The organism is Amycolatopsis sp. NPDC003676, assembly GCF_053587275.1.
The window spans coordinates 1-23,017 of sequence record NZ_JBSFNS010000031.1; the positions used below are offsets into that span (position 1 = coordinate 1).

Genomic DNA, 23,017 nt, shown 5'->3' on the forward strand with positions numbered 1-23,017 from the left:
CGGCTCGGCTCGGCTCGGCTCGGCTCGGCTCGGCTCGGCTCGGCTCGGCTCGGCTCGGCTCGGCTCGGCTCGGCTCGGCTCGGCTCGGCTCGGGAAGCGAGCCAATCACTCAACTCGGCGATCCGCCACCGTCCACTCCAGACGATCGCCGCCAAGCGACCGGCCCGCCGCCGTCATCCGCGACAGCCAGCCGTCCACTTCGCCCGCCACCCGACGCGAGCAGCGGCCCATCCCGGTATCCAAGCTGTCCGCCAACCTGCCGGACAATCCACTACTCGCCGACAGCCAAGCAGATCCGCCCGACTACCAAGCACCCCACGCCGACAGCCCAGCGACCCGGCAGAACGGAACAACCCGCGTCACATCGCGGTGTCGTTCTCCTCCTGCGCGCGCAGCAAATCATCACGGGCGCGGGACACCCGGGAACGCACCGTGCCGACCGGACAGCCGCACACTTCGGCCGCCTCCGCGTAGGAAAGGCCCAGGAATTGGGTCAGCACCAGGGCTTCCCGGCGGTCCTCGTCCAGGGTATCGAGCAGGAGGCCCAGTTCGATGAGGTCCTCGAAGCCCGCCGTGCGCGTCCGCGCCGATTGTTCTTCGGCGGCTCGCTGCCAGTCGGCCGTCGTGGATTCGCGGGGGCGGACCGAGCGCGCGCGGATGCGGTCGACGACCACCCGGCGGGCGATGGACAGCAGCCACGTCCGCGACGACGACCGGCCCGCGAAGCGCGGCAGCGAGCCGAACGCGCGCAGGTACGTTTCCTGGGTGAGGTCGTCCGCGTCGGCCGGGCTGGTGCGGTGGGCCAGGAAGCGCCACGCGTCGGCCTGCGTCGCGCGGACCCAGGCTTCCAATGCGACCTGGTCGCCGCGGCCGGCGGCGAGGGCCAGCGCGGTGATCCGCTCGTCGTCGTTGTCGCGGCCGGTGGACACGGACGTCACGGTAGTCCATGCCGTCCGGCGGCGGTTCCACGACCAGGTCCCGGGAAAATTCGTCGAGCCCGCCGGGAACTCGGCCGCGCATCCGAGCGACTGTGACAGACGTGAGCTGTGAAATCTTCCGCGAAGCGCTGTCCGCGCGACTCGACGGCGAAGCGGGTCCGCTGCCCGAACCGCAGGTCGACCAACACCTCGAGACCTGCGCGGCGTGCCGGAGCTGGTACGAGCGAAGCGCGACGCTGCGCCGCACCATGCTGGTCCGCAGCGCGCCCGAGGTGCCCGACCTCACCGACCGGATCCTCGCCCAAACCCCGGCCCCGCCGAGGGAAAAATGGGGTCTGCGGGTCGCGCTGGGACTGGTCGGGCTGGTCCAGTGCGGGCTGGCGTTCGCGCAGCTGCTCGGCATGGACAACGCCCACGGCGGCGGCGGTTTCATGGAAGGCCACCTCATCAACGAAAGCGCGGCCTGGAACCTCGCGGTCGGCGTCGGCCTGCTGTGGGCCGCCCTGCGAACCCGCGCGGCGGCCGGGCAGCTGCCGATGATCACCGGATTCGTGATCGTCCTCGCAGTGCTCACCACCGGCGACCTGATCGGCGACCGGGTGACAGTCGCCCGGGTGCTGTCGCACGTCTTCCTCGTCGTCGGACTGGCGCTGCTCTACGCGGTCCACCGCCAGCACCGGCTCCGCCACCAGCCGGGCCCAGACCTCGCCGACACCGCCGACGACCCGGAGCAGACCACCGTCACCACCCACGGCGCGCTCGCCCTGGTCCGCCCGCACCCGAAACGCGGCCGCGACTCCCAACGCCCGACCGGACGGCACCGCGCCGCCTGACCGCCCGTTCGCCCCGGGCGTTCCGGCCAAGCAGCTCACACCGGGAACGCTCGAGCGCGAGGTCGCTTCGCGGTGCCATCACAGAGCCACACGCGACGCGAACCGCACGCCAGCGGCAATCCGAGAAAGACCGCGCAGTCTGATACGGCTCGCGACACCAGCCGACGTAACCCGAGGCAACGGCCATGCGCCGCCTCTTGCATTGGGCCACGCAGGCCAGGGGTCGCAAACCTGTCGTCTGAGCTGGTCAGGCTAAGCATTGCGGGATTGGCTGGAACTGCGGATCCGTTGCTTCGGGCCGGAGTCACGGCGGTCGTGTTAAGCGTCAGCCAAAGCCGGTCAGCCCCGGGAAGCGGCCGAGCCCAAACATCCCGACCCAGCTCAGATCATCGCCACCGCCATCACCGCCATTCCCAAGCTCATCACCCCTTCCATCGCCAGCCCGACCTCCCGCCGTCCGGGCCGGGCGACCGTCCGGGCGTGGTCGATCGCCCGGGCCAGCCATGCGACCCCGGCCACCAAGAACACCACCGCCAGCACGGCCGCGACCGCCACCACGTGCGCGGGTGCGCGCCCGGTCATCGTCATGCCCGCGTCGCCCATGTCCATCCCGGCGTGCTCGCCGCCCATCGCCGTCGCGGACGTCGTCATTCCCGCCATCGCCGACGGCATCACGAACGCCATCCACGCCATTCCGGCCATCATCAGCGCGTGGTGCGCTCCCGGCAGCCGTCCGTGCCCGAATCCCAGCGCCGCGCTCACCGCGAACCATCCGGCGGCCGCCGCGAACACCACGACCTGGGGCATTCGCGCGAAAGTCATCGTCGCGGGCCAAGCCATCGTGACCATTCCGGCGCACATCGCCGCGTGCAGCGCGTCCGCCACGCGGCCGCTGACGCCCGGACGCCGCGCGCACCGGTACAGGCAGAACGTCCCGGCCGCGGCGAACAGCAGCGTGAGGATCCAACGCAAACCCGTTTCGGCGATCATCGCGCAACCTCCCGGCGCAGGCCCAGCAGGCAGTCCACGGCCAGGAATCCCAGCAGCGACAACCCGAACACCGGAAGGAACCAGCCCACGACCGCTACTCCGACCAGCACCGGAGCCAGCACTCGCCCGGGGATTCGCCGCCAGGCACCGCGCATCGGCAAGCGGCCAAAACGGGCCCGGTCCCGTGACCGTTCGCCGCGCTCCGGCAACCGATCCGGCCAAGCCCCGCCGCGCACGCCACGACCAGACAGGACCGGACCGCCCGACGCCCCGTCATCTTCCGGCGATCGGCCCGAGGAGGCCTCGCTACGCGGCTTCGCGGCATCCGTTGGCAACTCGCCAGTCTCACCGCTCACGCCGGGTATCGACGCCTGGCCGGAACGAGCCTGCCCGCGCAACGACTTGGCGTCCTCCGGCGATCGGCCAGCGTCAGCCTCACCGGGCAACCGCACATCGTCCGTTGGCAACCCGCCGACACGCGTCCCGCCTATCGGCAAGCGGCCGAAGCGAGCCCGGCTACGCCTGCGTCGGTCATCCTCCGGCAACCGATCCAAGCCACGCGACTCGCCGGAACGGCCCCCGCCACGCAAGCCACCCGCCGCCGGCCGACCAGAGCGGCCCCTCAGCCACCACATCCGATATCCCCACCCCACAACACAAACCAACGTCGCACCGAGCACCGTCAGCACAATCTGGTTCGCGACTCCGAACAGCAGCCCCATATGCGCGTCGATCCCCCATCGGCTCAGCTTCGCGGCGAGCGGATAGTCAGCGAACCTCAACGTCCCAGCAACAACGCCCGTACCAGGATCGACCGCCATCGAGTCCTGTTTGGACGGCCAACCCCTTCCGACCTGCTGCACCACATAGCCACCCGTGGAAGGCGGCCGGATCTCCACCGGATCAGACAACCCGGCCCGCACGGTCGCGTCGCGAACCGCCTGCCAGCCGACGTCGCCGGGAGACCGGGAGGCCGACGAAACCGACGGCGTAGTCCAGTCCAAAGAGGACCGCAGATCGGTGATGTTCGCGCCCGCATGAAGGGACCATGTCAATCCGGTGGCGGAGAGAAACAAGAGCCCCGCGGCGATCCACAGGCCAGCCGAGCCGTGCCAGGAACGCAGCCGCCGCCGTCCGGGTTTGCCGCCGGAAGGCAAAAGCACAGCACGCAAGCGTCGGCGACGGCCAAGCCACAAAGCCAACCCGGCGAGCGTGATCACCCACAACCAACTCGCTGCCAGCTCGCTGTACAACCGGCCGAAGTCGCCTAGATGAAGGTTGCGGTGCAGGGTGTCTATCCAGCCTCGGACCGGCATCGCCTGCCCCGAACCGTAGGTCTCCAGCGCGCCGCGAACCCCGCCGTCATGCGGATTGACGAACACCGTGTACCGGTAACTCGGTGCCAGACCCGGACGGTCGAAGATCACCTGGGTGGTGTCAGTCGCGGACGGCGCCGGGCGGACGCCGATCACCTTCCCGTCCGGCACCTGCCCGCGCGCGACGAGAACCTGCTGGTCCAGCGACACCGCGCCAGCGGCGGCCGGGACGTGCAACTCCTGCGAGTAAAGAGCCTCCTCCAGTTGCGGCGTCCACACGTACGCGATCCCGGTCAGCGCAGCGACCAGCAGGAACGGTCCGACGAACACTCCGGCGTAGAAGTGCAGCCGCAACACCAGCGGACGCAGCGCCGCCCATCCGGTCGCCAGTTCTCGTTCGGTGCGTGGCGCGTCGTCTGTGCCGATGGCCATCCTGCTCCCTTCGCGTCGTCCGCCTCCTGAGGAGTCGGACGGGCGGGGCAGTCGGTTCCCGGCCTGGGCAAACACCCGATCGGGTGTGCCGCGAGAGCAAGCCATTGCTTCTGGCACGGGGTGACAGTATTGTCGCCGTCACATTCGACACCAAGTGTCAAATATCGCCGAGCGGGACAAGGGAGTCACGATGAGCGAGACGACAACCGCAGCCGACACGAAGGCCGAAGAGGTCGTAGCCGACGAATTGCTCGTCGAGGAGGTCTCGATCGACGGAATGTGCGGTGTCTACTGACCGCGACGCCGCGGCGTTCGATCTGGACGGTGCTTGGGAACTGGACAGCCGGGTCTCCATCCGGCCGGAGCGGTTCGGCGCGCTGCTGTACCACTTCGGCACCCGCCGGCTGTCCTTTCTCAAGAGCCGCACCATGCTCGCCGCGGTGCAGGCGCTGACCGACCACCCCTCTGCCCGCGCGGCGTGTGCGCAGGCCGGGGTCGCGCAGGCGGAATTGCCCCGCTACCGCGCCGCCCTCGCCGTGCTCGCGGCGTCGGACATGATCCATCCGAGGAGCGTGTGATGCCGCTTGTCGACGAATTCCAGTTCGGGCTCGACGCGCCGATCTGTCTCACCTGGGAGCTCACCTACGCCTGCAACCTCTCCTGCGTGCACTGCCTTTCCTCGTCCGGCCGCCGCGACCCGCGCGAGCTGAGCACCGAGGAGTGCAAGGCGCTGATCGACGAGTTCGAGCGCATGCAGGTGTTCTACGTGAACATCGGCGGCGGCGAACCGACTGTCCGGCCCGATTTCTGGGAGCTGGTCGACTACGCGACCGAGCACCACGTCGGCGTCAAGTTCTCCACCAACGGCATCAAGATCACCGAGGACGTCGCGAAACGGCTCGCCGGGAGCGATTACGTCGACGTCCAGATCTCCCTCGACGGCGCCACCGAGGAGGTCAACGACCACGTCCGCGGCCCCGGCTCCTACCGCACCGCCGTCCGGGCGATGGAGAACCTTTCCGCCGCGGGCTTCGAGAACTTCAAGATTTCTGTCGTAGTCACCCGGCAGAATGCGGGGCAACTCGACGACTTCAAAGCAATTGCCGACCGCTACGGCGCCCAGCTGCGGCTCACCCGGCTCCGCCCGTCCGGCCGCGGCGCGGACGTCTGGGACGAGCTGCACCCCACCGCGGCCCAGCAACGGGAGCTGTACGAGTGGCTGGTCAAGCACGGCGAAAACGTGCTCACCGGCGACTCGTTCTTCCACCTGGCGGGCTACGGCGACGGTGGCCTGCCCGGCCTCAACCTGTGCGGGGCGGGCCGGGTGGTGTGCCTGGTCGACCCGGTCGGCGACGTCTACGCGTGCCCGTTCGCCATCCACGACACCTTCCTCGCCGGAAACACGCGCAGCGAGGGCGGATTCACCCGGGTGTGGCGGGAATCCGAGCTGTTCGCGCAACTGCGCAGCCCGCAGAGCGGCGGGGCCTGCACGTCGTGTTCGGCGTTCGACGCCTGCCGCGGCGGGTGCATGGCGGCGAAGTTCTTCACCGGGCTCCCGCTCGACGGCCCGGACCCGGAATGCGTGCGCGGCCACGGCGAACGCGCGCTGGCCGGGGTCGCCGCGGGCAGCGTGCCGAAACCGTCGCTGGACCATTCGCACCGCAAGGTTCCGGTGACCATCGGCATGCGCCGCCCGCCGGACCGGGCCTGCGACGAGAACCCGCTCGCGGGCTTCGCACCGGGACCGGGTCGCTGAGATGCGCTTGGCCGATCTGTCGTCGCCGGACGTCGCCGAACAGGCGGCGTCCGGCGCGATCCTCGCCGTGCCGCTCGGGGCAACCGAGCAGCACGGCCCGCACCTGCCGTTGAGCACGGACACCGACATCGCGACGGCATTGTGCGACCGGCTCGCCGCGGAACGGCCGGACGTGCTGGTCGCGCCGGCCGTGCCGTACGGATCGAGCGGCGAACACGCCGGGTTCGCCGGGACGATCTCGATCGGGCAAGCGGCCACGGAACTCCTGCTCGTGGAACTGGGCCGGTCGGCCTGCGAAACGTTCCGGCGGCTGCTTTTCGTGTCCGCGCACGGAGGCAACGCGGCTTCGGTGACGCGCGCGGTCGCGATCCTGCGCGCCGAATCGCGGGACGTCTCGATGTTCGAACCGCGCTGGCAGGGCGATCCGCACGCCGGACGGCCGGAAACCGCTCTGCAGCTGGCCCTCCGTCCGGAAAATGTGCAGATGGAGAAAGCGGTGCCGGGCGACAGCCGTCCGCTGGGCGAGTTGCTTCCGGTGCTGCGCAACGGCGGTGTGCTGGCCGTGACGGAAACCGGAATCCTCGGCGATCCCACTGGAGCCACCGCGGACGAAGGCCGGGGCCTCCTCGACGTCCTCACGGCGCAGTTGCGCGCGCACGTTCGCGACTGGACCTCCGTGGTGACGCCGTGAAAGCCGCCCTCGTGACCGGCGCGGCGCGCGGCATCGGCGCAGCCACCGCAGTGAAGCTGGCTGGCCAGGGCTGGGCCGTGCTCGCGGTGGATGTCGCGGCCGACGATCCCGCCCTCCCCTACCCGATGGGCACCGCTGAAGAACTGTCCACAGTGGTCGCCAAGATCCGGGAAAACGGCGGTACGGCGGAGGAATTCCGCGCGGAAGTCCGCGACCGTGCGCAGCTGGCCGCAGCCGTCGCGGAAGCAGGACAACGATGGGGCGGACTCGACGCGGCCATCGCAGCGGCGGGAGTGATCGCGGGCGGAGTGCCACTGTGGGAAATGCCGCCGGAGCAGGAAGACGCTGTCCTCGACGTCAACCTCCGCGGCGTACTCAACCTCGCCCACGTAGCGATTCCAGCGATGCTGCGCCGTCCGAAACCGCGCTCTGGACGGTTCCTGGCCGTCGCGTCCGCCGCCGCGACGCGCGGGCTGCCGACGCTCGCCGCGTACTGCGCGGCCAAAGCCGGAGTCGCCGGGTTGATTCGCGCGCTGGGCACGGAATTGGGCGACTCCGGCGTCACCGCGAACGCGGTCAGCCCGGGCTCGACCGACACGCCGATCCTCGCCGAGAGCGCCCGGCTGTACGACCTTCCGGCGGCGCAAACGTTTGCCGCGCAACAACCTCAGCAGCGGCTGCTCGATCCCGCCGAGGTCGCCGCCGTCCTGGCCTTCCTCGCCGGGCCGGAAAGCGGCGCGATGACCGGCGCGGTCGTCCCGGTGGACGGAGGGCTGGCGCTGTGACCACCCCGCTGCCCGCCGGATTCCGGCTCGTCGTCGACCCGAGCGTCAAAGAACTCTCCGAAGGCCTCCTCTTCGGCGGCTCCCCCGCCCGCGTGCTGCGCCTGACGAAGGCCGGGCGAACGGCGTGGGCTCGCTTGGCGGACCACCCCGTCGAGACCCCCGCGGAAGGCGTCCTCGCCCGGCTGCTCACCGACGCCGGGTTCGCGCACCCGTTGCCGCCAGCCAAAACCGCCGACGCGACGGTCGTCATCCCGGTCCGCGACCGCGCCGGACTGCTCGGCCGCTGCCTCGCCGGTCTCGACGGCCGATACCCCGCGCTGGTCGTCGACGACGGATCCGCCGACCCCGCCGCCATCGCCGCAGCAGCCTCCGCACACGGCGCGAAACTCGTCCGCCGCGAGGTCAACGGCGGACCGGGCGCTGCCCGAAACACCGCCCTGGAGCACGTTTCCACTGACCTGATCGCTTTCCTGGACAGCGATTGCGTCCCGTCGCCGGACTGGATCGACCAGCTGGCCGGGCATTTCGCCGACCCGCTCGTCGCCGCCGTCGCGCCGCGCGTGCGTCCGCTCGCCGCCGACACGTGGGCTGGCCGCTACACCCGCGCCGCCAGCAGCCTCGACCTTGGCACCGCCGCTGCCCGCGTCGCACCCGGCACACGACTGTCCTATGTGCCCACTGCCGCCTTGCTGGTTCGCCGGACCGCAGTGGAATCCGTCGCCCGTGACGGTGCGGTTTTCGACCCGGCAATGCGCGTCGGCGAGGACGTCGACCTCGGCTGGCGACTCCACGACGCTGGCTTCCGGATCCGCTACGACCCGTCCGCGCACGTCGACCACCACGAACCGGCCACTTGGCGCGCGTTGCTCCGTCGTCGCGCCAGTTACGGCACTTCCGCCGCACCGTTGGCCATTCGCCGCCCGGCCGCGATGGCCCCGCTCGTGCTGCACCCGTGGCCGACGCTGACCGTCACCGCGCTTCTGGCCCGCCGTCCGCTTCCGGCTGCCGCTGCCTTCGCGGGCGCAGTGCTGACCATGGCCCGCGTGCTGCGCCGAAGCGACGTGCCGACACACGGCGTTGCGCGCGCGATGGGTACGGCCGTCGGCCAAACCTGGCTCGGGTTCGGCCGCTACAACACGCAATTCGCCGCGCCCCTGCTCGCCGCTTTTTTGTTGCCCGGCGGCCGAAAACGCTGGGGACGACGAGCTGCGATCGCGTCGCTGCTCGCCGGACCGCCGCTGACCGCCTGGCTGCGGCAACGCCCCGATCTCGATCCATTCCGCTACACCACCGGCGCGATCGCCGACGACCTCGCGTACGGCGCCGGGGTGTGGGCGGGCTGTCTCGACCACCGGACCGCGGTCCCGCTGCGGCCGCGCGTCACCTGGCGCCCTCTGCGCGTCGACCCGAAGGGAAAACGATGAGCACCACCTGGTTCGAATCGATCGCCGAAGCACAGCGGCGAGCGAAGAAGCGCCTGCCCGCGTCCGTCTACTCGGCACTGATCGCCGGTTCGGAAAAAGGCCTGACGCTGCAAGACAATCTGGCCGCGTACGACGAACTGCGCTTCGCCCCGCGCACCGCCGGACTGCCCGGCGAACGCGATCTGAGCACGAACGTCCTCGGCCGCGACGTCGCGCTGCCCGTGCTGATTTCGCCGACCGGCGTACAGGCCGTGCATCCCGACGGCGAGGTCGCGGTCGCCCGTGCGGCCGCCGCGCGCGGGACTTCGATGGGGTTGTCGTCGTTCGCCAGCAAGCCGGTCGAGGAAGTGGTGGCGGCCAACCCCAATACGTACTTCCAGGTATACTGGACCGGCAGCCGCGACGACATCCTCCGTCGGCTGGACCGGGCGCGATCCGCGGGGGCGGTCGGGATCATCCTCACGCTCGACTGGTCGTTCTCGCACAGCCGCGACTGGGGCAGCCCGCACATCCCGGACAAGCTGACGCTGCGCGAACTGATCCGCTTCGCACCCGAAGGCATGATGCATCCGCGGTGGCTGCTCGCCTACGCGCGCACCAAGAAGCTGCCAGACCTCAGCGTCCCGAACATGGCCGAGCCCGGGACGCCGGTGCCGTCGTTCTTCGGCGCGTACGGGCAGTGGATGCAGACCGCGCCGCCGAGCTGGGAAGACGTGAGCTGGCTGCGGAAACAGTGGGACGGGCCGTTCCTGCTGAAGGGCGTGTACCGGGTCGACGAGGCACGCCGCGCGGTGGACGCCGGAGTCAGCGCGATCTCGGTGTCCAACCACGGCGGCAACAACCTCGACGGCACTCCCGCCACGATCCGCGCGCTGCCCGCCGTCGCGGAAGCGGTGGGAAGCGAGGTGGAAGTGCTGCTGGACGGCGGAATCCGGCGCGGGAGCGATGTCGTGAAGGCGCTCGCACTCGGGGCGCGCGCGGTCCTGATCGGACGCGCGTACCTGTGGGGCCTCGCGGCGGGCGGGCAGGCCGGGGTGGAGAACGTGCTGGACGTGCTGCGCAACGGCATCGATTCGACGCTGCTCGCGCTGGGGCATCGCAGCGTGCACGACCTGAGCCGGGACGACTTGATCGTCCCGGAGGGCTTCGAACGCCGGATCGGGGCTTGATCTGTTGTCCGTGAGGGGAACCCTGAGGGACTCTGATTCCCTCAGGGTTCCCCTCACAGACAGTCTTTTGGGGTGCAGGCAGCTCGCGTTCAGCCGCGCGTGGTTCCGGACGTGGAGTCCTTACACCGCAAGGGTTCCGCTATCGTCCGCGTGGTGCCGGGTTCTGCTGGAACTGCCCCTGCCAGCTGGCTTGGGCACCGGTGTCGCCGATCCGCACGATGTCGTAAACCGCCGCCCCGCCAGCCAGGATCGACAGCACGATCAACGTCACGCTGACCGCCTTGGAGGCAGGCGCGAGAAACACCCGACGGCTGTTCACGGCAGCCCCGCCCGCGCTGGCACCGCTCACGGCGGGGCCCGCCTGACGAGCACCAGCCGCAGCCGTGCCAGCCGCAGCGGCCTCGGGCACCGCCAAGCCAGCACCGCCAGCCGCAGCACCCACGCCTGCACCGGACACCGCCGCCACGGAACCGCCCGCCGCCACAGCATCAGCGTCCGCCACAGCAGCACCAGCCTCCCGCTGCCGCCACCACAGCGCCAAAGCCAGCACCGCCACCGGGATCGCCGCCCAGATCGCCGTGTCGCCGATTTCGGTGTGCGCCCGGACCAGCGGCGTCCGCGCCACGCGCCGTTCCAGCCACTCGCCCGCATTCGTCGTTATGGGCACCAGGATAACCACCAGTACCGACAAAATCGCGTTCGCGCCGGCCAGCCGCCTGCGCACCGAAGGCAGGCAAGCAGTCAGCACCAAAACCAGCGCCGACAACGGCAGCAGCACGACAATCGCGTGCACGAGCAGGATATGAGCGGGCAACCCGTTGACCGTCGTCATGCAGCCTTTCCCATCCACGAACCACACACCAGCCACAACTTTGGCCGAATCCCGTTAGCCCCGGGCAAGATCAAGGTGTGAATCAGGTAAGAGCCACCGTGAACCCGACCACCGCGCCGCCGCCCTCCCGTGGTCCGGCGAACACCTCGCCGCCGTGCGAGAGCGCGACTTCCCGCACGATCGACAGCCCCAGCCCCGACCCGGGCAGGGACCGCGCGCCCGCCGCTCGATAGAACCGGTCGAAAACCCGGCCGGCGTCCTCGATCCCCGGCCCGCGGTCCAGCACCTCGACCCGCCCGTCCCGCACGCGCAGTTCCACCGGACCCGAGCTGAACTTCACCGCGTTCTCCAGCAGATTCGTCATCGCCCGTTCCAAGGCCTTCGACCGGCCGGGAACCGTCGTGTCATCGGCGTCCACGGCAATCGCACGACCGGACCGCCGACGCACTCGCGCGGCAGCTCGCTCAGCAGGCGAGCGCAGTTCGACCGGCAGCAGCGGCTCGTCGTCGTACTGTCCGGTGGCCAATTCCACCAGCTCCGTGACCAGATGAGTCAGCTCGCGTGTCTCGCCGTCGACGTCCGCGAGCAGCCGGTTCCGCGCGTCCGGCGACAATTCCTCGAACCGCCGCAACACGCTCGCGTTGGTGCGCAGGCTGGTCAGCGGAGTACGCAGCTCGTGCGCGGCGTCCTGGACCAGCCGTTCCTGGTCGTCGCGGGCGCGCGCGAGCCGCTCGAGCATCGCGGCGAACGAGGCGGACAGCCTGCCGACCTCGTCGCGGCCGCGGTCCAGGACGCCGAGCCCTGGCCTGCTGCCCGCGCTCACCTCCTCGGTCAGCCGGGTGAGCCGGACCAGCCGCCGGGTGATCTGCCGCGCGAGGAGCCAGCCCGCCAGCGCCGCCCCGGCCAGCACCGCGAGGCTGACCCAGGTCATCCGCTCGGCGAGGTCGCCGAGGACGTGCCGGGTTTCGTCCACGTCGATGCCGAGCTGCAGCGACCCGCGCCCGGAGCCGAGCGCGACGGTGAGCACCCGGTAGTCGTCCGGACCGACAGTCGCGTCCGCATAACGAGTGCCGACAACAAGCTCCCGATCCGCAGTGGTGACCGGCAGCGCGACCGGCCGTCCGCCGACCCGGTGCACGGTCCCGTCCGGCGCGATCGACTGCGCGACCATCGGCTGTGCTTCGTCGTGGTCGTCGTCCCCCGGACCGCGGGTGAACGGGCTCGGCTCAAGCAGCTGCACCGCGCCCGCCGACACCTGCGCCGCCGTGCTCAGCAGCGAACGGTCGAGTTCCGCGCTGATCCGCTGGGAAGCCGTGTGATAGCCCAGCACGCCCACGAGAATCGCCGCGCCGCCACCGACCGCGGCGAACGCGATCGCCAGCTTCCCGCGCAGATTCATGCCGGCCGCACCACGTAGCCGACGCCGCGCACGGTGTGGATCAGCTCGTCCGCGCCCGCGGCCTCCAGTTTTCGCCGCAGATATCCGATGTAGACCGCCAGGTTCTTCGACTCCGGACCGAATTCGTACCCCCAGATCCGCTGGTGGATCGTGTCGCGGCCGAGCACGATCCCGGCATTGCGCACCAGCAGCTCCAGCAGGTCGAATTCGGTCTTCGACAACGCGACCTCGGTGTCCTGCCACCACACCCGGCGCGCGCCGGCGTCGACCGCCAGCCCGCCCAGCCGCACCACGCGCTGGGCCTGCTCGCCCGGATCCGCGCTGCGCCGCAGCAGTGCGCGCAACCGGGCGAGCAGTTCGTCCAGTTCGAACGGTTTCGGCAGGTAGTCGTCGGCTCCCGCGTCCAATCCGGCGACCCGGTCGGCGGTCTCGACGCGCGCGGTCAGCATGAGCACCGGGGTGCGGTCGCCGCCCGCGCGCAGCACGCGGCACACGCCGAGACCGTCGACGCCGGGCATCATCACGTCGACGATCAGGACGTCGAACTCCTCGCTCCGCGCGATCGCGAGCGCCTCGACGCCGTCGGCGACCTCGCTGACCCGGTAGCCCTCCAGTTCGAGCGCGCGGACCAGCGATTCCCGGATCGCCCGGTCGTCGTCGGCCAGCAGAACGCGGTTCGCCATGCCGCCATCATGCCTCGCGGGCGCGCGCGGTCACGGGAGCGGACGTGTCCCCGGCACCACCCATTCGCGGTCCACCTGACCGTCGACCACGACCAGCACCGCGAGTCCGCCGCGCGTGCCGTCCGACCAGGTGCCGGCGACGGTTTGCCGCACCGGGTCGAGCACCAGTTCGCCGTGCCACGGGTGCGCTTCCGTTGCCAGGGCACGCAATCCGTCACGGTCCAGGTCGCCTTTGCCCGGTCCGTCCAGCAGCGACGACCGGCCGTCCGGCGAGGGAATTGTCCAGTTCCGCGCGACTTTTCCACCGGACAGCACGCACATGTCGGCCCCGGTGATGACCACGCCGTCGCGGCGGGTGACGTCCCAGGTGAAGGCGAGCCGTTCGGTTCCGTCGATGACGAACGTGCGCGGGACGAACACATTCCCGACGTCGCGCTGATACTTCGCGATGAACGCCTCGGCGTCCGCCGGACCGATCAGCGGGTCGAGGCCGGGTTTGGTGCCGGACCATTGACGGCCGTCGGCGGTGAGCAGCCGGTGCGCGAGCGAGGCGTCCTCGTTCCACATGCGACACCAGAGGGCGGGGATTTCTTCGGGGTTCGGTTCTTTCGCCATGCGACGACGATCGCGGGCGTCGGCGACACCGTCCTGTCGGTGTTTCCGCGCCGCGTGGTGCAGGTCACTCGCCGAGCGGGCGGGCGGAGATCCGCGCGAGTTCGGCGTCGAGGTCGACGTCGCGGCGCTCGACGCGGTCACCGGTGAGCTCGATGGCGCGGATCCGGTCCAACAGGAAACCGCGGACCGCGTCGCGCAGGCGGCACCAGCCGAGCACATACCAGCCCGCCGGACCCCACAACAGCCCCAGCGGCTCGACGTCGCGTTCCGTCTCCTGCCCCTTCGCGTCCACATAGGACAGCCGAAGGACGCGCCGGGCCGCGAGCGCGGTGAGGATCAGTCCGCTGTGGACAGCGGGCGGTTCGGGTTCGCCGACCCGGTGCAGCCGCGCGGCGAGGTGCTGTTCGGCGTCGCGGACGTCGGACGGCAGCCGCGCGAGCACCTTGCGGGCCGCCGACTCCGCCGCGCCCGCGAACGGCGAACCAGCGGCGGAGCGCAGCGCGACGGTGATCGCGATGGCTTCCTCCGGGGTGAGCGTGAGCGGCGGCAGGGTCCGCTCGCGGTCGAGGCCGTAGCCACCGGTCCGCCCGGTCTCGGTCCAGATCGGGACGCCCGTCTCGCGCAACGCGCCGAGATCACGCTCGATCGTGCGCACGCTGACCTCGAACCGGGCCGCGAGCCACGCCGCGGTCCGGGTGCGCGGCGCGACCGCCCGGAGCTCCTCGACAAGCGCGTACAGCCGGTCCGTGCGATTCACCCGGCCAGCCTACGGACCTGCGATTCCTCACCCGATCGGGTGGCTTTGCGGGCGACCGCCGTCACGAGGGAGCACCTCCGCTGTTCCGTTCGCGGGAGCCGCGACCGGCTCCGGTCCGTGCTGTGGAGGGCGGCGGACCGGCGCGGTCCCCTCGTTCGTCGGGGGACGAGGGGGCCACCGGGAGCGGGTCGGCGCAGGGGGCCGGCCCGTTCCCGGTCCGGAGGGGACACTTGACTCTCACACCGGGTCAGAGCGTGTGCTGGGGAGGTCATGTTCACCAATCGTCGCGCTCAAGGACCTCGGTTTCGGGCTCGGCGAGGTTGGCGCGCACCCGAGCAGGTGCGCGGCATGCTGACGCTGCGCCGGGCCGAGCTGGCCGAACGGGTCGCCGCCGACCGGCTCCAGCTGGCCGAGGTCGAGGCGAGACTCCGCACGCTGGAAAGCGAGCACGCCGTGCCGGACACCGAAATCGTCGTCAAGGACATCTCCCCGACGCGCGTCGCAAGGCTCACCGCGACCGTCGAAAGCTTCTCTCCCGAGGCGATCAGCCCGGTCCTGCGCCCGCTGTGCGCGGAACTCGGCCAACGGCTCGAAGGATCCGACGCCCCGGCCGGACCGCTGATCTGCTACTACGAAAAGCCCGCCGGCGAAGACGATCCGGTCGTCGTGCACGCCGCGCTCCCGATCTCCGGCGCGGTCGCCGAGCCGAACGGGCTCGAGACGGCCGAGCTGCCCGCCTCCCGCGCCGCGACGCTGGTCCACCACGGCCCGGCGAGCGGGTTCCTCGCCGGCTGCCAGGAACTCGCCCGGCGGACCGACGAACACGGCTTCCGCGCGGACGGCTTCCCGTGCGAGGTCTACCTGCACACCTCCGCCGACGAGCGCGAATGGGTCACCGAACTCCGCGAGCCCTTCGTCGAGCAACCGCGCTGACCGGCCAAGACCCGACCTTCGACGGTTGCGCCGCCGCCCGTTCCGGAGGCGAATGGGTGAGGACGACCCGAGGAGGACGCAGGTGTTCTCGACAGGTCCCGGCACCCAGCCGGACCGGCTCGCCGACGCGCTGGCGGACGGGCCGTTCAGCCGTGCCCTCACGCTGGCCATCGACCGCAGCGGGCTCGGCCTCGACCGGCTGCGCGACCGGCTCGCCGCGGCGGGCGCGGCGGTCAGCACCACCACGCTCAGTTACTGGCGGACCGGCCGCACGGTGCCCGCCCGGGCCCGCTCGCGCGTCGCAGTACGCATTCTCGAAGGGGTGCTCGACCTGCCGCCGGGCTCGCTGACCGGGCTGATCGAGCGCGATCCGGAGCCGCCGCCGGTTCCCGTCGTGCGCTGGGAACGGTTGTGGGGACGGCGGAACGCGGTGCTGCGGGTGCTGAACTCGTTCGAGACGGCGTACCGGACGTCGCTGGTGGTCGTCAGCCTGCACGAGTCCGTGCACGTAGGCCCGGACCGGCGGCTGCACCGGCTGGAAGTGCGCGAGGTGCTCCGCGCGACGGAGGACGACACGCACATCCGGCTGGTGACCGCGCACGGCGTCGGCCCCGGCTGCCCGCCGAAGCTGATGCGCACCCGCTACTGCGCGCCCGGGCGCACGGAAACCCTGGCCGAGGAGGGGTTCACGGTGGCCGAACTCGTCCTTGGCCGAGGCCTGGACCGGGGCGAAACCGCGATCGCCGAGTACGAATTCGAGTTCACCGACGACCGCCCGGACTTCTCCTACGAGCGCCGGTTCCGCAACGCCGTGCACGAGCACGTGCTGGAACTGCATTTCGCGCCCGGTTTCGAACCGCGCGCCTGCCACGCCTACCGGCTCGACTCCCCCGCCGGTCCGGAGACGACCGTCGCCGAACTGCCGATCACTGAGGGCCTTCCCGCGCACGTCGTGTCGGCCGCGGTCACTCCGGGGATCCTCGGCCTGCGCTGGCACTGGGACACGCCATGATGGACCCATGGAATCGACGCGGATCGACCGCTGGCTCTGGGCGGTCCGGCTGACCAAAACGCGCGCCGACGCCGCCGCTGCCTGCCGCGGCGGGCACGTGCGCGTGAACGACCGCCCGGCGAAACCCGCGACGACGGTCGTGCCCGGCGACGAGGTCCGCGCCCGGATCGGGACGACGACGCGCGTGGTCGAGGTCGTGCAGGTGATCCAGAAACGTGTCGGCGCCGCGGTCGCGGCCACCTGCCTGATCGATCGCACGCCGAAGCCGCCGCCTGAAGCTGCCATCCCGGTCGCCCGCCGCGAGCGCGGCGCGGGCCGCCCGACGAAGCGGGAACGCCGGGTGCTGGACGAATTCCGCCGTCAGCAGAGCTGATACCGCTGGACCACCCGATCGGCGAATTCTTGCGGCCTCTTTTGCGTACCTTGTAAGCTTACGCGGTACACAAACTACAGGAGACTGCCTTGACGCCGATCGCCGTAGTCGTCCCGGTGCTGTGGCTGGCCTGGCTCGTCCTGACCGAATGGGTGCCGATGTTCCCGCTCAACGACCTCGCGCCGGGCAATCTCCGCCCGCGGCTGCGCGACTACGCGCGCCCGAAGAAAATCCTGCCGGCCGCCGGGCACGACGTCGTCCCGGACGTGCAGCATCTGGTCGCCGGCCTGCTCACCCTGGTCATGCTCGGGACGACGCTGGCTGCCACGCTGACCGCATGAACGACACGCCCCGCCGCCGGCCGGGCCGCCCGCCGCAGGTCAGCACCGACCAGATCGTCGCGGCGGCGATCGGCCTCATCGACGACGACGGCCTCGACGCCTTGACCATGCGGGCGCTCGGCTCCCGTCTCGGCGTCGCGGCGATGTCGTTGTACCGCCACGTTCCGCACCGCGACGCCGTGCTCGCCGCGGTCGTCGACCGCCTGGTCGCCACTGCGCTCGCCGACCTCGAGCCCCGGGAATCCTGGGCAGCGGCCGCGACCGGGTTCGCCGAGGCGTACCGCGCCATGCTGCTCAGCCATCCGAACGCGGTCCCGCTGCTGGCCACCCATCCGGTCGACCCCGACGCGGTCACGCCGCTGCTCGCGGGCGTGCTCGACCGGTTCGCCGCGGACGGCATCGCCCAGGAGACCGCGCTGATCGCGGTGCAGTCCATCGGCGTCTACGCTCTCGGCCACGCGCTCGCCCAGGTCGGCTCGCCGCCGGAGACGCCCGCCGATCCCGCTGCCGCCGAGTACTACGACCGGTGGTTCGCTGCCGGGCTGGAGGCCATGGTCAAGGGATTCCAGCCCTGATCACGCCTCCGATTTCTCCCTCGACCGGCGTCCCCAGTGCACGTGCTGCTCGTCCCGTATCCGCTCCACCGCGTCCGGATAGTGCAATTCGAACGCAGGCCGTTCGGAGCGGATGCGCGGCAGCTCAGTGAAATTGTGCCGCGGCGGCGGGCACGACGTGGCCCATTCCAGGGAATTGCCGAATCCCCACGGGTCGTCCACGTCGACCCGTTCGCCGTACCGGTAGCTCTTCACCACATTCCAGATGAACGGCAGCACCGAGGCGCCGAGAATGAACGCACCGATGGTGGAGATCGTGTTCAGCAAGGTGAATCCGTCGCTGCGCAGGTAGTCCGCGTACCGCCGCGGCATTCCTTCCGCGCCGAGCCAGTGCTGCACCAGGAACGTCGTGTGGAAGCCGATGAACGTGGTCCAGAAGTGCCATTTCGCGAGCGATTCGTCCATCATCCGGCCGGTCATCTTCGGGAACCAGAAGTAGATCCCGGCGAACGTGGCGAACACGATCGTGCCGAACAGCACGTAGTGGAAGTGCGCGACCACGAAATACGTGTCGGTGATGTGGAAGTCCAGCGCGGGCGCGGCCAGCAGCACGCCGGTCAGGCCGCCGAGCAGGAACGTGACCAGGAATCCGACCGACCACAGCATCGGCGATTCGAACGACAGCGTCCCTTTCCACATCGTGCCGATCCAGTTGAAGAACTTCAGCCCGGTCGGCACCGCGATCAGGAACGTCATGATGGAGAAGAACGGCAGCAGCACCGCGCCGGTGGCGAACATGTGGTGCGCCCACACCGTCGCGGAAAGCCCGGTGATGCCGACCGTCGCGAACACCATCAACCGGTAGCCGTAGAGCGGTTTCCGGCTGAACACCGGAATGATCTCGGTGACGATCCCGAAATACGGCAGCGCGACGATGTACACCTCGGGATGGCCGAAGAACCAGAACAGGTGCTGCCAGAGGATCGCGCCCCCGTTGGCCGGGTCGAATACGTGCGCGCCGAGCCTTCGGTCGGCCTCCAGCGCGAACAGCGCGGCGGTGAGGATCGGGAACGCGATCAGCACGAGAATCCCGGTGAACAGGATGTTCCAGGTGAAAAGCGGCATCCGGAACATGGTCATTCCCGGCGCGCGCAGGCACAGGATCGTGGTGGTCATGTTGACCGCGCCGAGAATGGTTCCGAGACCCGACACGATGAGGCCCATGATCCACAGATCGCCGCCGGTGCCGGGGCTGTGCACGGCGTCCGACAACGGGGTGTAGGCGGTCCAGCCGAAATCCGGGGCCCCGGCCGGCGTGAGGAACGCGCTCAGCACGATCAATCCGCCGAAAAGGTACAACCAGTAGGAAAACGCGTTCAGTCGCGGAAAGGCTACGTCCGGCGAACCGATCTGCAGCGGCAGCACGAAATTGGCGAATCCGAACACATTCGGCGTCGCGTAGAGCAGCAACATGATCGTGCCGTGCATGGTGAACAGCTGGTTGTACTGCTCCTGCGACAGGAATTGCAGCCCCGGCTGGGCCAGTTCGCCGCGCATCAGCAGCGCCATCGCGCCGCCGACGAGGAAGAAGGCGAACGACGTGCCGAGGTAGAGCAGCCCGATCTGCTTGTGGTCGGTGGTGCGCAGGATGCCCAGCAGCACCGAGCCTTTCTTGCCCCGTCGGGGCGCCTCGGCGATCACCACTGGCCGCGGCTTCAGTTGCGTCATGACCGACCTCCCGCGCACCCGACGATCGCCGGGCAGCCGAAAACCGCCCGGCCTCACCCGGGCCGGATAACCGGCCGCCGCCCGCGCCAAACCCCTTTTCTCAGCGGGACGGCAGTTGTCCGTTCGTCAACGCCGCACCGAACACGACCGCCGCGCCGATGACGAGGAACACCGCCCCGACAGCGGGTGCGGACGCCCACCACACCACGCCCGAAGCGGCCACCAGCCAGGCGCCGACGAGTGCCTCCTTCCGGACCGGCGGCGCCGCCTTGAGCGCACGCAATCCCGCGCCGCCCAAGGCGAGCACGCCGATCGCCAGCACCGTCAGCACTGGCCAGTACATCTCCTCACTCCCGGAATTCGCCGCTGTGCCTGCGGTAGGCGACGGTCACCGAAATGACGGCGAAAATCGCCAGCAGCACGCCGACGATCAGCGAATTCGTGCGGATCGCGTCGCGATGGCCGTCGACCGGATAGCCGAACGCGAACGGCGCGGCGATGAGCCAGAACCCGATCGCGACGTTGACCAGCCCCAGCCAGCGCGCGCGTTCCGGCAGGCCGAACCGGACCAGCGCCACCGCCGCCACGGCGATCCCGCACGCCAGGCTGTTCCAGAACCCGGCCGTCGCGGAGAGCGTGAACGAGTAGCTGTACGCGAAAGCCGCGAAGACCAGCCACGCTCCGGCCAGGAACTCGGCGGTGAGCGGCAGTCTGCTTTCGCGCAGCTTCCGGTCCTGCGGCGTGAACGCGGTGAGCGCCATGCTCATCTTCATCCGTGGTCACCTCCTCGCCGGGTTATTGCCCGGCCTTGATTCCCGGTTCGCCGTGGTCGAACTGGATCGCCTGGTGCAACGGCACCGTCGTGGTCCGGACGGGCCGCGGCGCGCGCACGCCCATCGGCAGGATCACCCGGTGGTGCGCCGCTTCGAGCACCATCGCGCTGCACGCGTACCAAGCCAGCACCGCGGACGCGAGCAGGAAGTACGCGGCGATCGTGCGCACGACGCCGACGTCGCCGATCATGCCGATCGCCAGCAGCGTCGCCCCGGCGGCGAGGACCGCGAGCAGCGTGCAGAGCACCAGGCTTTCCGCCAGCGCGGCAAGCGCGCCGGTCCAGGTGATCGCCGCGAGCCCGATGAACCAGAACCCGATCGCGGCCGCCGCGACCGGGCTCGCCACCGTCGAGGGCAGTCCGCCGAGGCCGACGAACAGCTGGTAAACGCCGTAGCCGAGCCAGAACGCGCCCCACGCGCCGTGCACGACCGTGGCGAGCGCGTCGCGGGCCCGGTAGGACCACATCCCGGCGAGGAACTGCGCGACGCCGCCGAAAGCGAACGCGAACGGGGCCAGCAGCAGAGGCGTCGTCGTCTCGTTGCCGAACCAGCCGGCCAGGTTGGCCGCCACCATGAACGTCGACACCGCGAACCCGGCGAGGCCCAGGATCGACGGTGCGGCCACCGGGCTCAGGTTGATGTGCGTGTGCTCGCGCCAGAACGAGTACTCCGCGCCGTCGCCGCCTGCCGGCACCGCACGGTCGGTCATCTTCATTTCGCGGGTCATCTCGGCTCCTTTCCGCACCGATCTCCCCTGTGCGCCGCGCGTACCCCGCCGCCGACCTGCGGAACCCTGCAGGTACTACGCCGAACGAGTGAAATTCGCGCGGCGCGGCGCGACCGGCAGTGTCCATTTCGGACGCGACACTCCCCCGCGAGGACGGCATGCCAGGCGGCCGAGGGTCCGATATGCCAGGGTGTGCGCATGGCGAGCGTCCGCGGTTATCTGTTGTCCTGGACCACTTTGCTGCCGTTGATCTCCCTGGTCCTGCTGGCGCTCACGTGGGGCCGCACGCTCGGTCCGGTGCCGGTCGCGCTGGTGGCGATCGCGTTGGCGGGCACGGTTCTCGCGGCGGTGCACCACGCCGAGGTAGTCGCGCACCGGGTCGGCGAACCGTACGGCTCGCTGGTGCTCGCGGTCGCGGTGACGGTGATCGAAGTCGCGCTGATCGTCACGATGATGGCTTCCGGCGGCGACAACGCCGACACGCTGGCGCGCGACACGGTGTTCGCCGCCGTGATGATCACCACCAACGGCATCGTCGGGCTGTCGCTGTTCGTGGGCGCGCGCCGGTATGGGGAAACTCGGTTCAATCCCGAAGGCAGCGGCGCGGCGCTGGCGACTGTCGGCACGCTGGCGACGCTGAGCCTCGTGCTTCCGACCTTCACCACAAGCACCCCAGGTCCGGGGTTCTCCGCACCGCAGCTGGCTTTCGCGGCCGGTGCGTCGCTGGTCCTGTACGCCACGTTCGTGGCGACACAGACCGTCCGCCACCGCGACTTCTTCCTCCCCGTCGACTCTGAGGGCGAGACCCGCGAGGAAGAGCACGCGGAACCGCCGAGCCTTCAGAAGACGTTGGTGAGCCTCGGGCTGCTGCTGGTCGCCTTGGTCACCGTGGTCGGCTTGGCGAAGGTCGAATCCCCGGCGATCGAGGCCGGCGTGCGGGCGGCCGGACTGCCGCAGTCCTTTGTGGGCGTGGTGATCGCCCTGCTGATCCTGGCCCCGGAAACGCTCGCGGCGGTCCGCGCGGCCCGGCGCGACCGGATGCAGATCAGCCTCAACCTCGCGTACGGGTCCGCGATCGCCAGCATCGGCCTGACGATTCCGGTCATCGCGCTCGCCTCGGTGTGGCTGAAGGGCCCGCTGCTGCTGGGTCTCGGGCCGACGCACATCGTGCTGCTCGCGCTCACCGTGGTGGTCAGCGTGCTGACGGTGGTGCCCGGGCGGGCTACGCGGCTCCAGGGCGGGGTGCATCTGGTGTTGCTGGCGGGATTCCTGGTGCTGGCGATGAATCCGTGAGGTTGCCGTCTGGCAGCGGGTGTGCTGACGGTGGGGCCTGGCGGGCTTGGTCCTCCTGATTGCTGTCCGGCGACGCGCGGGCTGACTGTGTTTCCCGGCGGACCCAGGCCTCTGGCTTCCTGCCCAGCGACGCGCGCTGACCGTGCTTCCCGGCGGACTCGGTTCTCCCGATTCCTGCCCAGCGACGGGCGCACCGACCGTGCTTCCCGGCAGGCTTGGTTCTCCCGACTCCTGCCTGGCTGCTTCCCCGGCGACTCCGAGCTGACTGCACCTGGCCCGCGAACGAGATTCTTTTCATGGTCTCGCGAGCAGCCGTCCGGCCGCTGGTCGAGCCACTTTTTCCACCGCCGGCCGATGCGCGATTCCCCGCACTGCCGCGGGCTTCGGGAGAAAAAGGCCGCCGGTTTTGTCGGTGCTCATCCGTATCCTGGCCGGGTGAAGATCCAGCAGTCCCCTACTCCGTCCGCAGCGGCCGGTGAAGCCGCGCGAAGAGCTTCCCCCAGCAGCCGCCCGACAGTCCCCGGCCGTCCGTCGGCCGATGCCCGCTTCGTCAGTGCCGCCGACCTCGCACCCGTCGCCTTCGCGAGCGCCCGAGGCGACGCC

At 70.4% G+C, this 23,017-nt stretch carries 26 protein-coding genes; 14 read left to right on the top strand and 12 right to left on the bottom strand.

The window, feature by feature from the left end; genetic code table 11:
* Positions 1–359: 359 nt before the first annotated feature.
* Positions 360–929, bottom strand: coding sequence for a sigma-70 family RNA polymerase sigma factor (locus ACWDNU_RS19865; RefSeq protein WP_370938255.1), 570 nt, complete (start codon positions 927–929; stop codon positions 360–362).
* A 110-nt stretch (positions 930–1,039) separates the two neighbouring features.
* On the opposite strand from ACWDNU_RS19865, the gene ACWDNU_RS19870 reads away from it, so the two are divergent.
* Complete coding sequence (locus ACWDNU_RS19870; RefSeq protein WP_449669955.1) at positions 1,040–1,771, top strand: zf-HC2 domain-containing protein; 732 nt, start codon at positions 1,040–1,042, stop codon at positions 1,769–1,771.
* 381 nt (positions 1,772–2,152) lie between these two features.
* On the opposite strand, the gene ACWDNU_RS19875 is transcribed toward ACWDNU_RS19870, so the two are convergent.
* Complete coding sequence (locus ACWDNU_RS19875) at positions 2,153–2,761, bottom strand: DUF5134 domain-containing protein (RefSeq protein ID WP_449669956.1); 609 nt, start codon at positions 2,759–2,761, stop codon at positions 2,153–2,155.
* Positions 2,758–4,509: a PepSY-associated TM helix domain-containing protein gene (locus tag ACWDNU_RS19880; protein WP_449669957.1), complete on the bottom strand. Its 1,752-nt coding sequence runs from the start codon at positions 4,507–4,509 to the stop codon at positions 2,758–2,760. The genes ACWDNU_RS19875 and ACWDNU_RS19880 overlap by 4 nt, the downstream gene beginning before the upstream one ends.
* A gap of 190 nt (positions 4,510–4,699) precedes the next feature.
* On the opposite strand from ACWDNU_RS19880, the gene mftA reads away from it, so the two are divergent.
* From mftA to mftD, 7 genes are read left to right on the top strand one after another with little or no spacing between them, the layout of a single operon-like run.
* On the top strand, positions 4,700–4,804 hold the full coding sequence (mftA, locus tag ACWDNU_RS19885; RefSeq protein ID WP_370938260.1) for a mycofactocin precursor MftA: 105 nt from the start codon (positions 4,700–4,702) through the stop codon (positions 4,802–4,804).
* The gene (mftB, locus tag ACWDNU_RS19890; protein WP_449669958.1) at positions 4,794–5,087 is read left to right on the top strand and encodes a mycofactocin biosynthesis chaperone MftB; all 294 of its coding nucleotides are present in this window, start codon (positions 4,794–4,796) and stop codon (positions 5,085–5,087) included. Before mftA ends, mftB begins: the two co-directional genes overlap by 11 nt.
* Positions 5,087–6,265 (top strand): mycofactocin radical SAM maturase, encoded by a 1,179-nt coding sequence (gene mftC / locus ACWDNU_RS19895; protein WP_449669959.1) that lies wholly within the window; start codon positions 5,087–5,089, stop codon positions 6,263–6,265. The genes mftB and mftC overlap by 1 nt, the downstream gene beginning before the upstream one ends.
* A 1-nt stretch (position 6,266) precedes the next feature.
* Entirely contained in the window at positions 6,267–6,956 is a 690-nt protein-coding gene (gene mftE, locus ACWDNU_RS19900) for a mycofactocin biosynthesis peptidyl-dipeptidase MftE (RefSeq protein WP_449669960.1), read from the top strand.
* Positions 6,953–7,741 (top strand): mycofactocin-coupled SDR family oxidoreductase, encoded by a 789-nt coding sequence (locus tag ACWDNU_RS19905; protein ID WP_449669961.1) that lies wholly within the window; start codon positions 6,953–6,955, stop codon positions 7,739–7,741. Before mftE ends, ACWDNU_RS19905 begins: the two co-directional genes overlap by 4 nt.
* Entirely contained in the window at positions 7,738–9,165 is a 1,428-nt protein-coding gene (mftF, locus tag ACWDNU_RS19910) for a mycofactocin biosynthesis glycosyltransferase MftF (RefSeq protein WP_449669962.1), read from the top strand. The genes ACWDNU_RS19905 and mftF overlap by 4 nt, the downstream gene beginning before the upstream one ends.
* A complete protein-coding gene (gene mftD, locus ACWDNU_RS19915) occupies positions 9,162–10,334 on the top strand; it encodes a pre-mycofactocin synthase MftD (RefSeq protein WP_449669963.1) in 1,173 nt (390 codons plus the stop codon). Before mftF ends, mftD begins: the two co-directional genes overlap by 4 nt.
* A 139-nt stretch (positions 10,335–10,473) precedes the next feature.
* Here the strand turns inward: mftD and ACWDNU_RS19920 are convergent, their stop codons facing one another.
* From ACWDNU_RS19920 to ACWDNU_RS19940, 5 genes are all read right to left on the bottom strand, one after another.
* Entirely contained in the window at positions 10,474–11,166 is a 693-nt protein-coding gene (locus ACWDNU_RS19920; RefSeq protein WP_449669964.1) for a DUF2231 domain-containing protein, read from the bottom strand.
* A gap of 82 nt (positions 11,167–11,248) precedes the next feature.
* On the bottom strand, positions 11,249–12,565 hold the full coding sequence (locus tag ACWDNU_RS19925; protein WP_449669965.1) for a HAMP domain-containing sensor histidine kinase: 1,317 nt from the start codon (positions 12,563–12,565) through the stop codon (positions 11,249–11,251).
* Positions 12,562–13,248, bottom strand: coding sequence for a response regulator transcription factor (locus ACWDNU_RS19930; RefSeq protein ID WP_449669966.1), 687 nt, complete (start codon positions 13,246–13,248; stop codon positions 12,562–12,564). Before ACWDNU_RS19930 ends, ACWDNU_RS19925 begins: the two co-directional genes overlap by 4 nt.
* Positions 13,249–13,278: 30 nt before the next feature.
* On the bottom strand, positions 13,279–13,863 hold the full coding sequence (locus tag ACWDNU_RS19935) for a nuclear transport factor 2 family protein (protein ID WP_449669967.1): 585 nt from the start codon (positions 13,861–13,863) through the stop codon (positions 13,279–13,281).
* 64 nt (positions 13,864–13,927) lie between these two features.
* Positions 13,928–14,620, bottom strand: a complete 693-nt coding sequence (locus ACWDNU_RS19940; RefSeq protein WP_370938272.1) for a helix-turn-helix transcriptional regulator — start codon at positions 14,618–14,620, stop codon at positions 13,928–13,930.
* Between the two features lie 348 nt (positions 14,621–14,968).
* Between ACWDNU_RS19940 and ACWDNU_RS19945 the strand changes: the two genes are divergently transcribed.
* From ACWDNU_RS19945 to ACWDNU_RS19965, 5 genes are all read left to right on the top strand, one after another.
* Complete coding sequence (locus tag ACWDNU_RS19945) at positions 14,969–15,553, top strand: GyrI-like domain-containing protein (RefSeq protein WP_449669968.1); 585 nt, start codon at positions 14,969–14,971, stop codon at positions 15,551–15,553.
* Positions 15,554–15,635: 82 nt separating this feature from the next.
* On the top strand, positions 15,636–16,565 hold the full coding sequence (locus tag ACWDNU_RS19950; RefSeq protein WP_449669969.1) for a hypothetical protein: 930 nt from the start codon (positions 15,636–15,638) through the stop codon (positions 16,563–16,565).
* Between the two features lie 7 nt (positions 16,566–16,572).
* Positions 16,573–16,938, top strand: coding sequence for an RNA-binding S4 domain-containing protein (locus ACWDNU_RS19955; RefSeq protein WP_370938275.1), 366 nt, complete (start codon positions 16,573–16,575; stop codon positions 16,936–16,938).
* Between the two features lie 89 nt (positions 16,939–17,027).
* On the top strand, positions 17,028–17,279 hold the full coding sequence (locus tag ACWDNU_RS19960) for a hypothetical protein (protein WP_449669970.1): 252 nt from the start codon (positions 17,028–17,030) through the stop codon (positions 17,277–17,279).
* Positions 17,276–17,854: a TetR/AcrR family transcriptional regulator gene (locus ACWDNU_RS19965; RefSeq protein WP_449669971.1), complete on the top strand. Its 579-nt coding sequence runs from the start codon at positions 17,276–17,278 to the stop codon at positions 17,852–17,854. Before ACWDNU_RS19960 ends, ACWDNU_RS19965 begins: the two co-directional genes overlap by 4 nt.
* Here ACWDNU_RS19965 and ctaD read toward each other — a convergent pair whose 3' ends face one another.
* The 4 genes from ctaD to ACWDNU_RS19985 form a co-directional block, all read right to left on the bottom strand.
* A complete protein-coding gene (gene ctaD, locus ACWDNU_RS19970) occupies positions 17,855–19,561 on the bottom strand; it encodes an aa3-type cytochrome oxidase subunit I (protein ID WP_449669972.1) in 1,707 nt (568 codons plus the stop codon).
* 100 nt (positions 19,562–19,661) lie between these two features.
* Positions 19,662–19,904: a hypothetical protein gene (locus ACWDNU_RS19975; protein ID WP_449669973.1), complete on the bottom strand. Its 243-nt coding sequence runs from the start codon at positions 19,902–19,904 to the stop codon at positions 19,662–19,664.
* Between the two features lie 4 nt (positions 19,905–19,908).
* Entirely contained in the window at positions 19,909–20,334 is a 426-nt protein-coding gene (locus ACWDNU_RS19980; protein WP_449669974.1) for an SPW repeat domain-containing protein, read from the bottom strand.
* A 22-nt stretch (positions 20,335–20,356) separates the two neighbouring features.
* On the bottom strand, positions 20,357–21,121 hold the full coding sequence (locus tag ACWDNU_RS19985) for an acetate uptake transporter family protein (RefSeq protein WP_449669975.1): 765 nt from the start codon (positions 21,119–21,121) through the stop codon (positions 20,357–20,359).
* 198 nt (positions 21,122–21,319) lie between these two features.
* Between ACWDNU_RS19985 and ACWDNU_RS19990 the strand changes: the two genes are divergently transcribed.
* Positions 21,320–22,414, top strand: a complete 1,095-nt coding sequence (locus ACWDNU_RS19990) for a calcium:proton antiporter (RefSeq protein ID WP_370938282.1) — start codon at positions 21,320–21,322, stop codon at positions 22,412–22,414.
* The last annotated feature ends 603 nt before the right edge of the window (positions 22,415–23,017 follow it).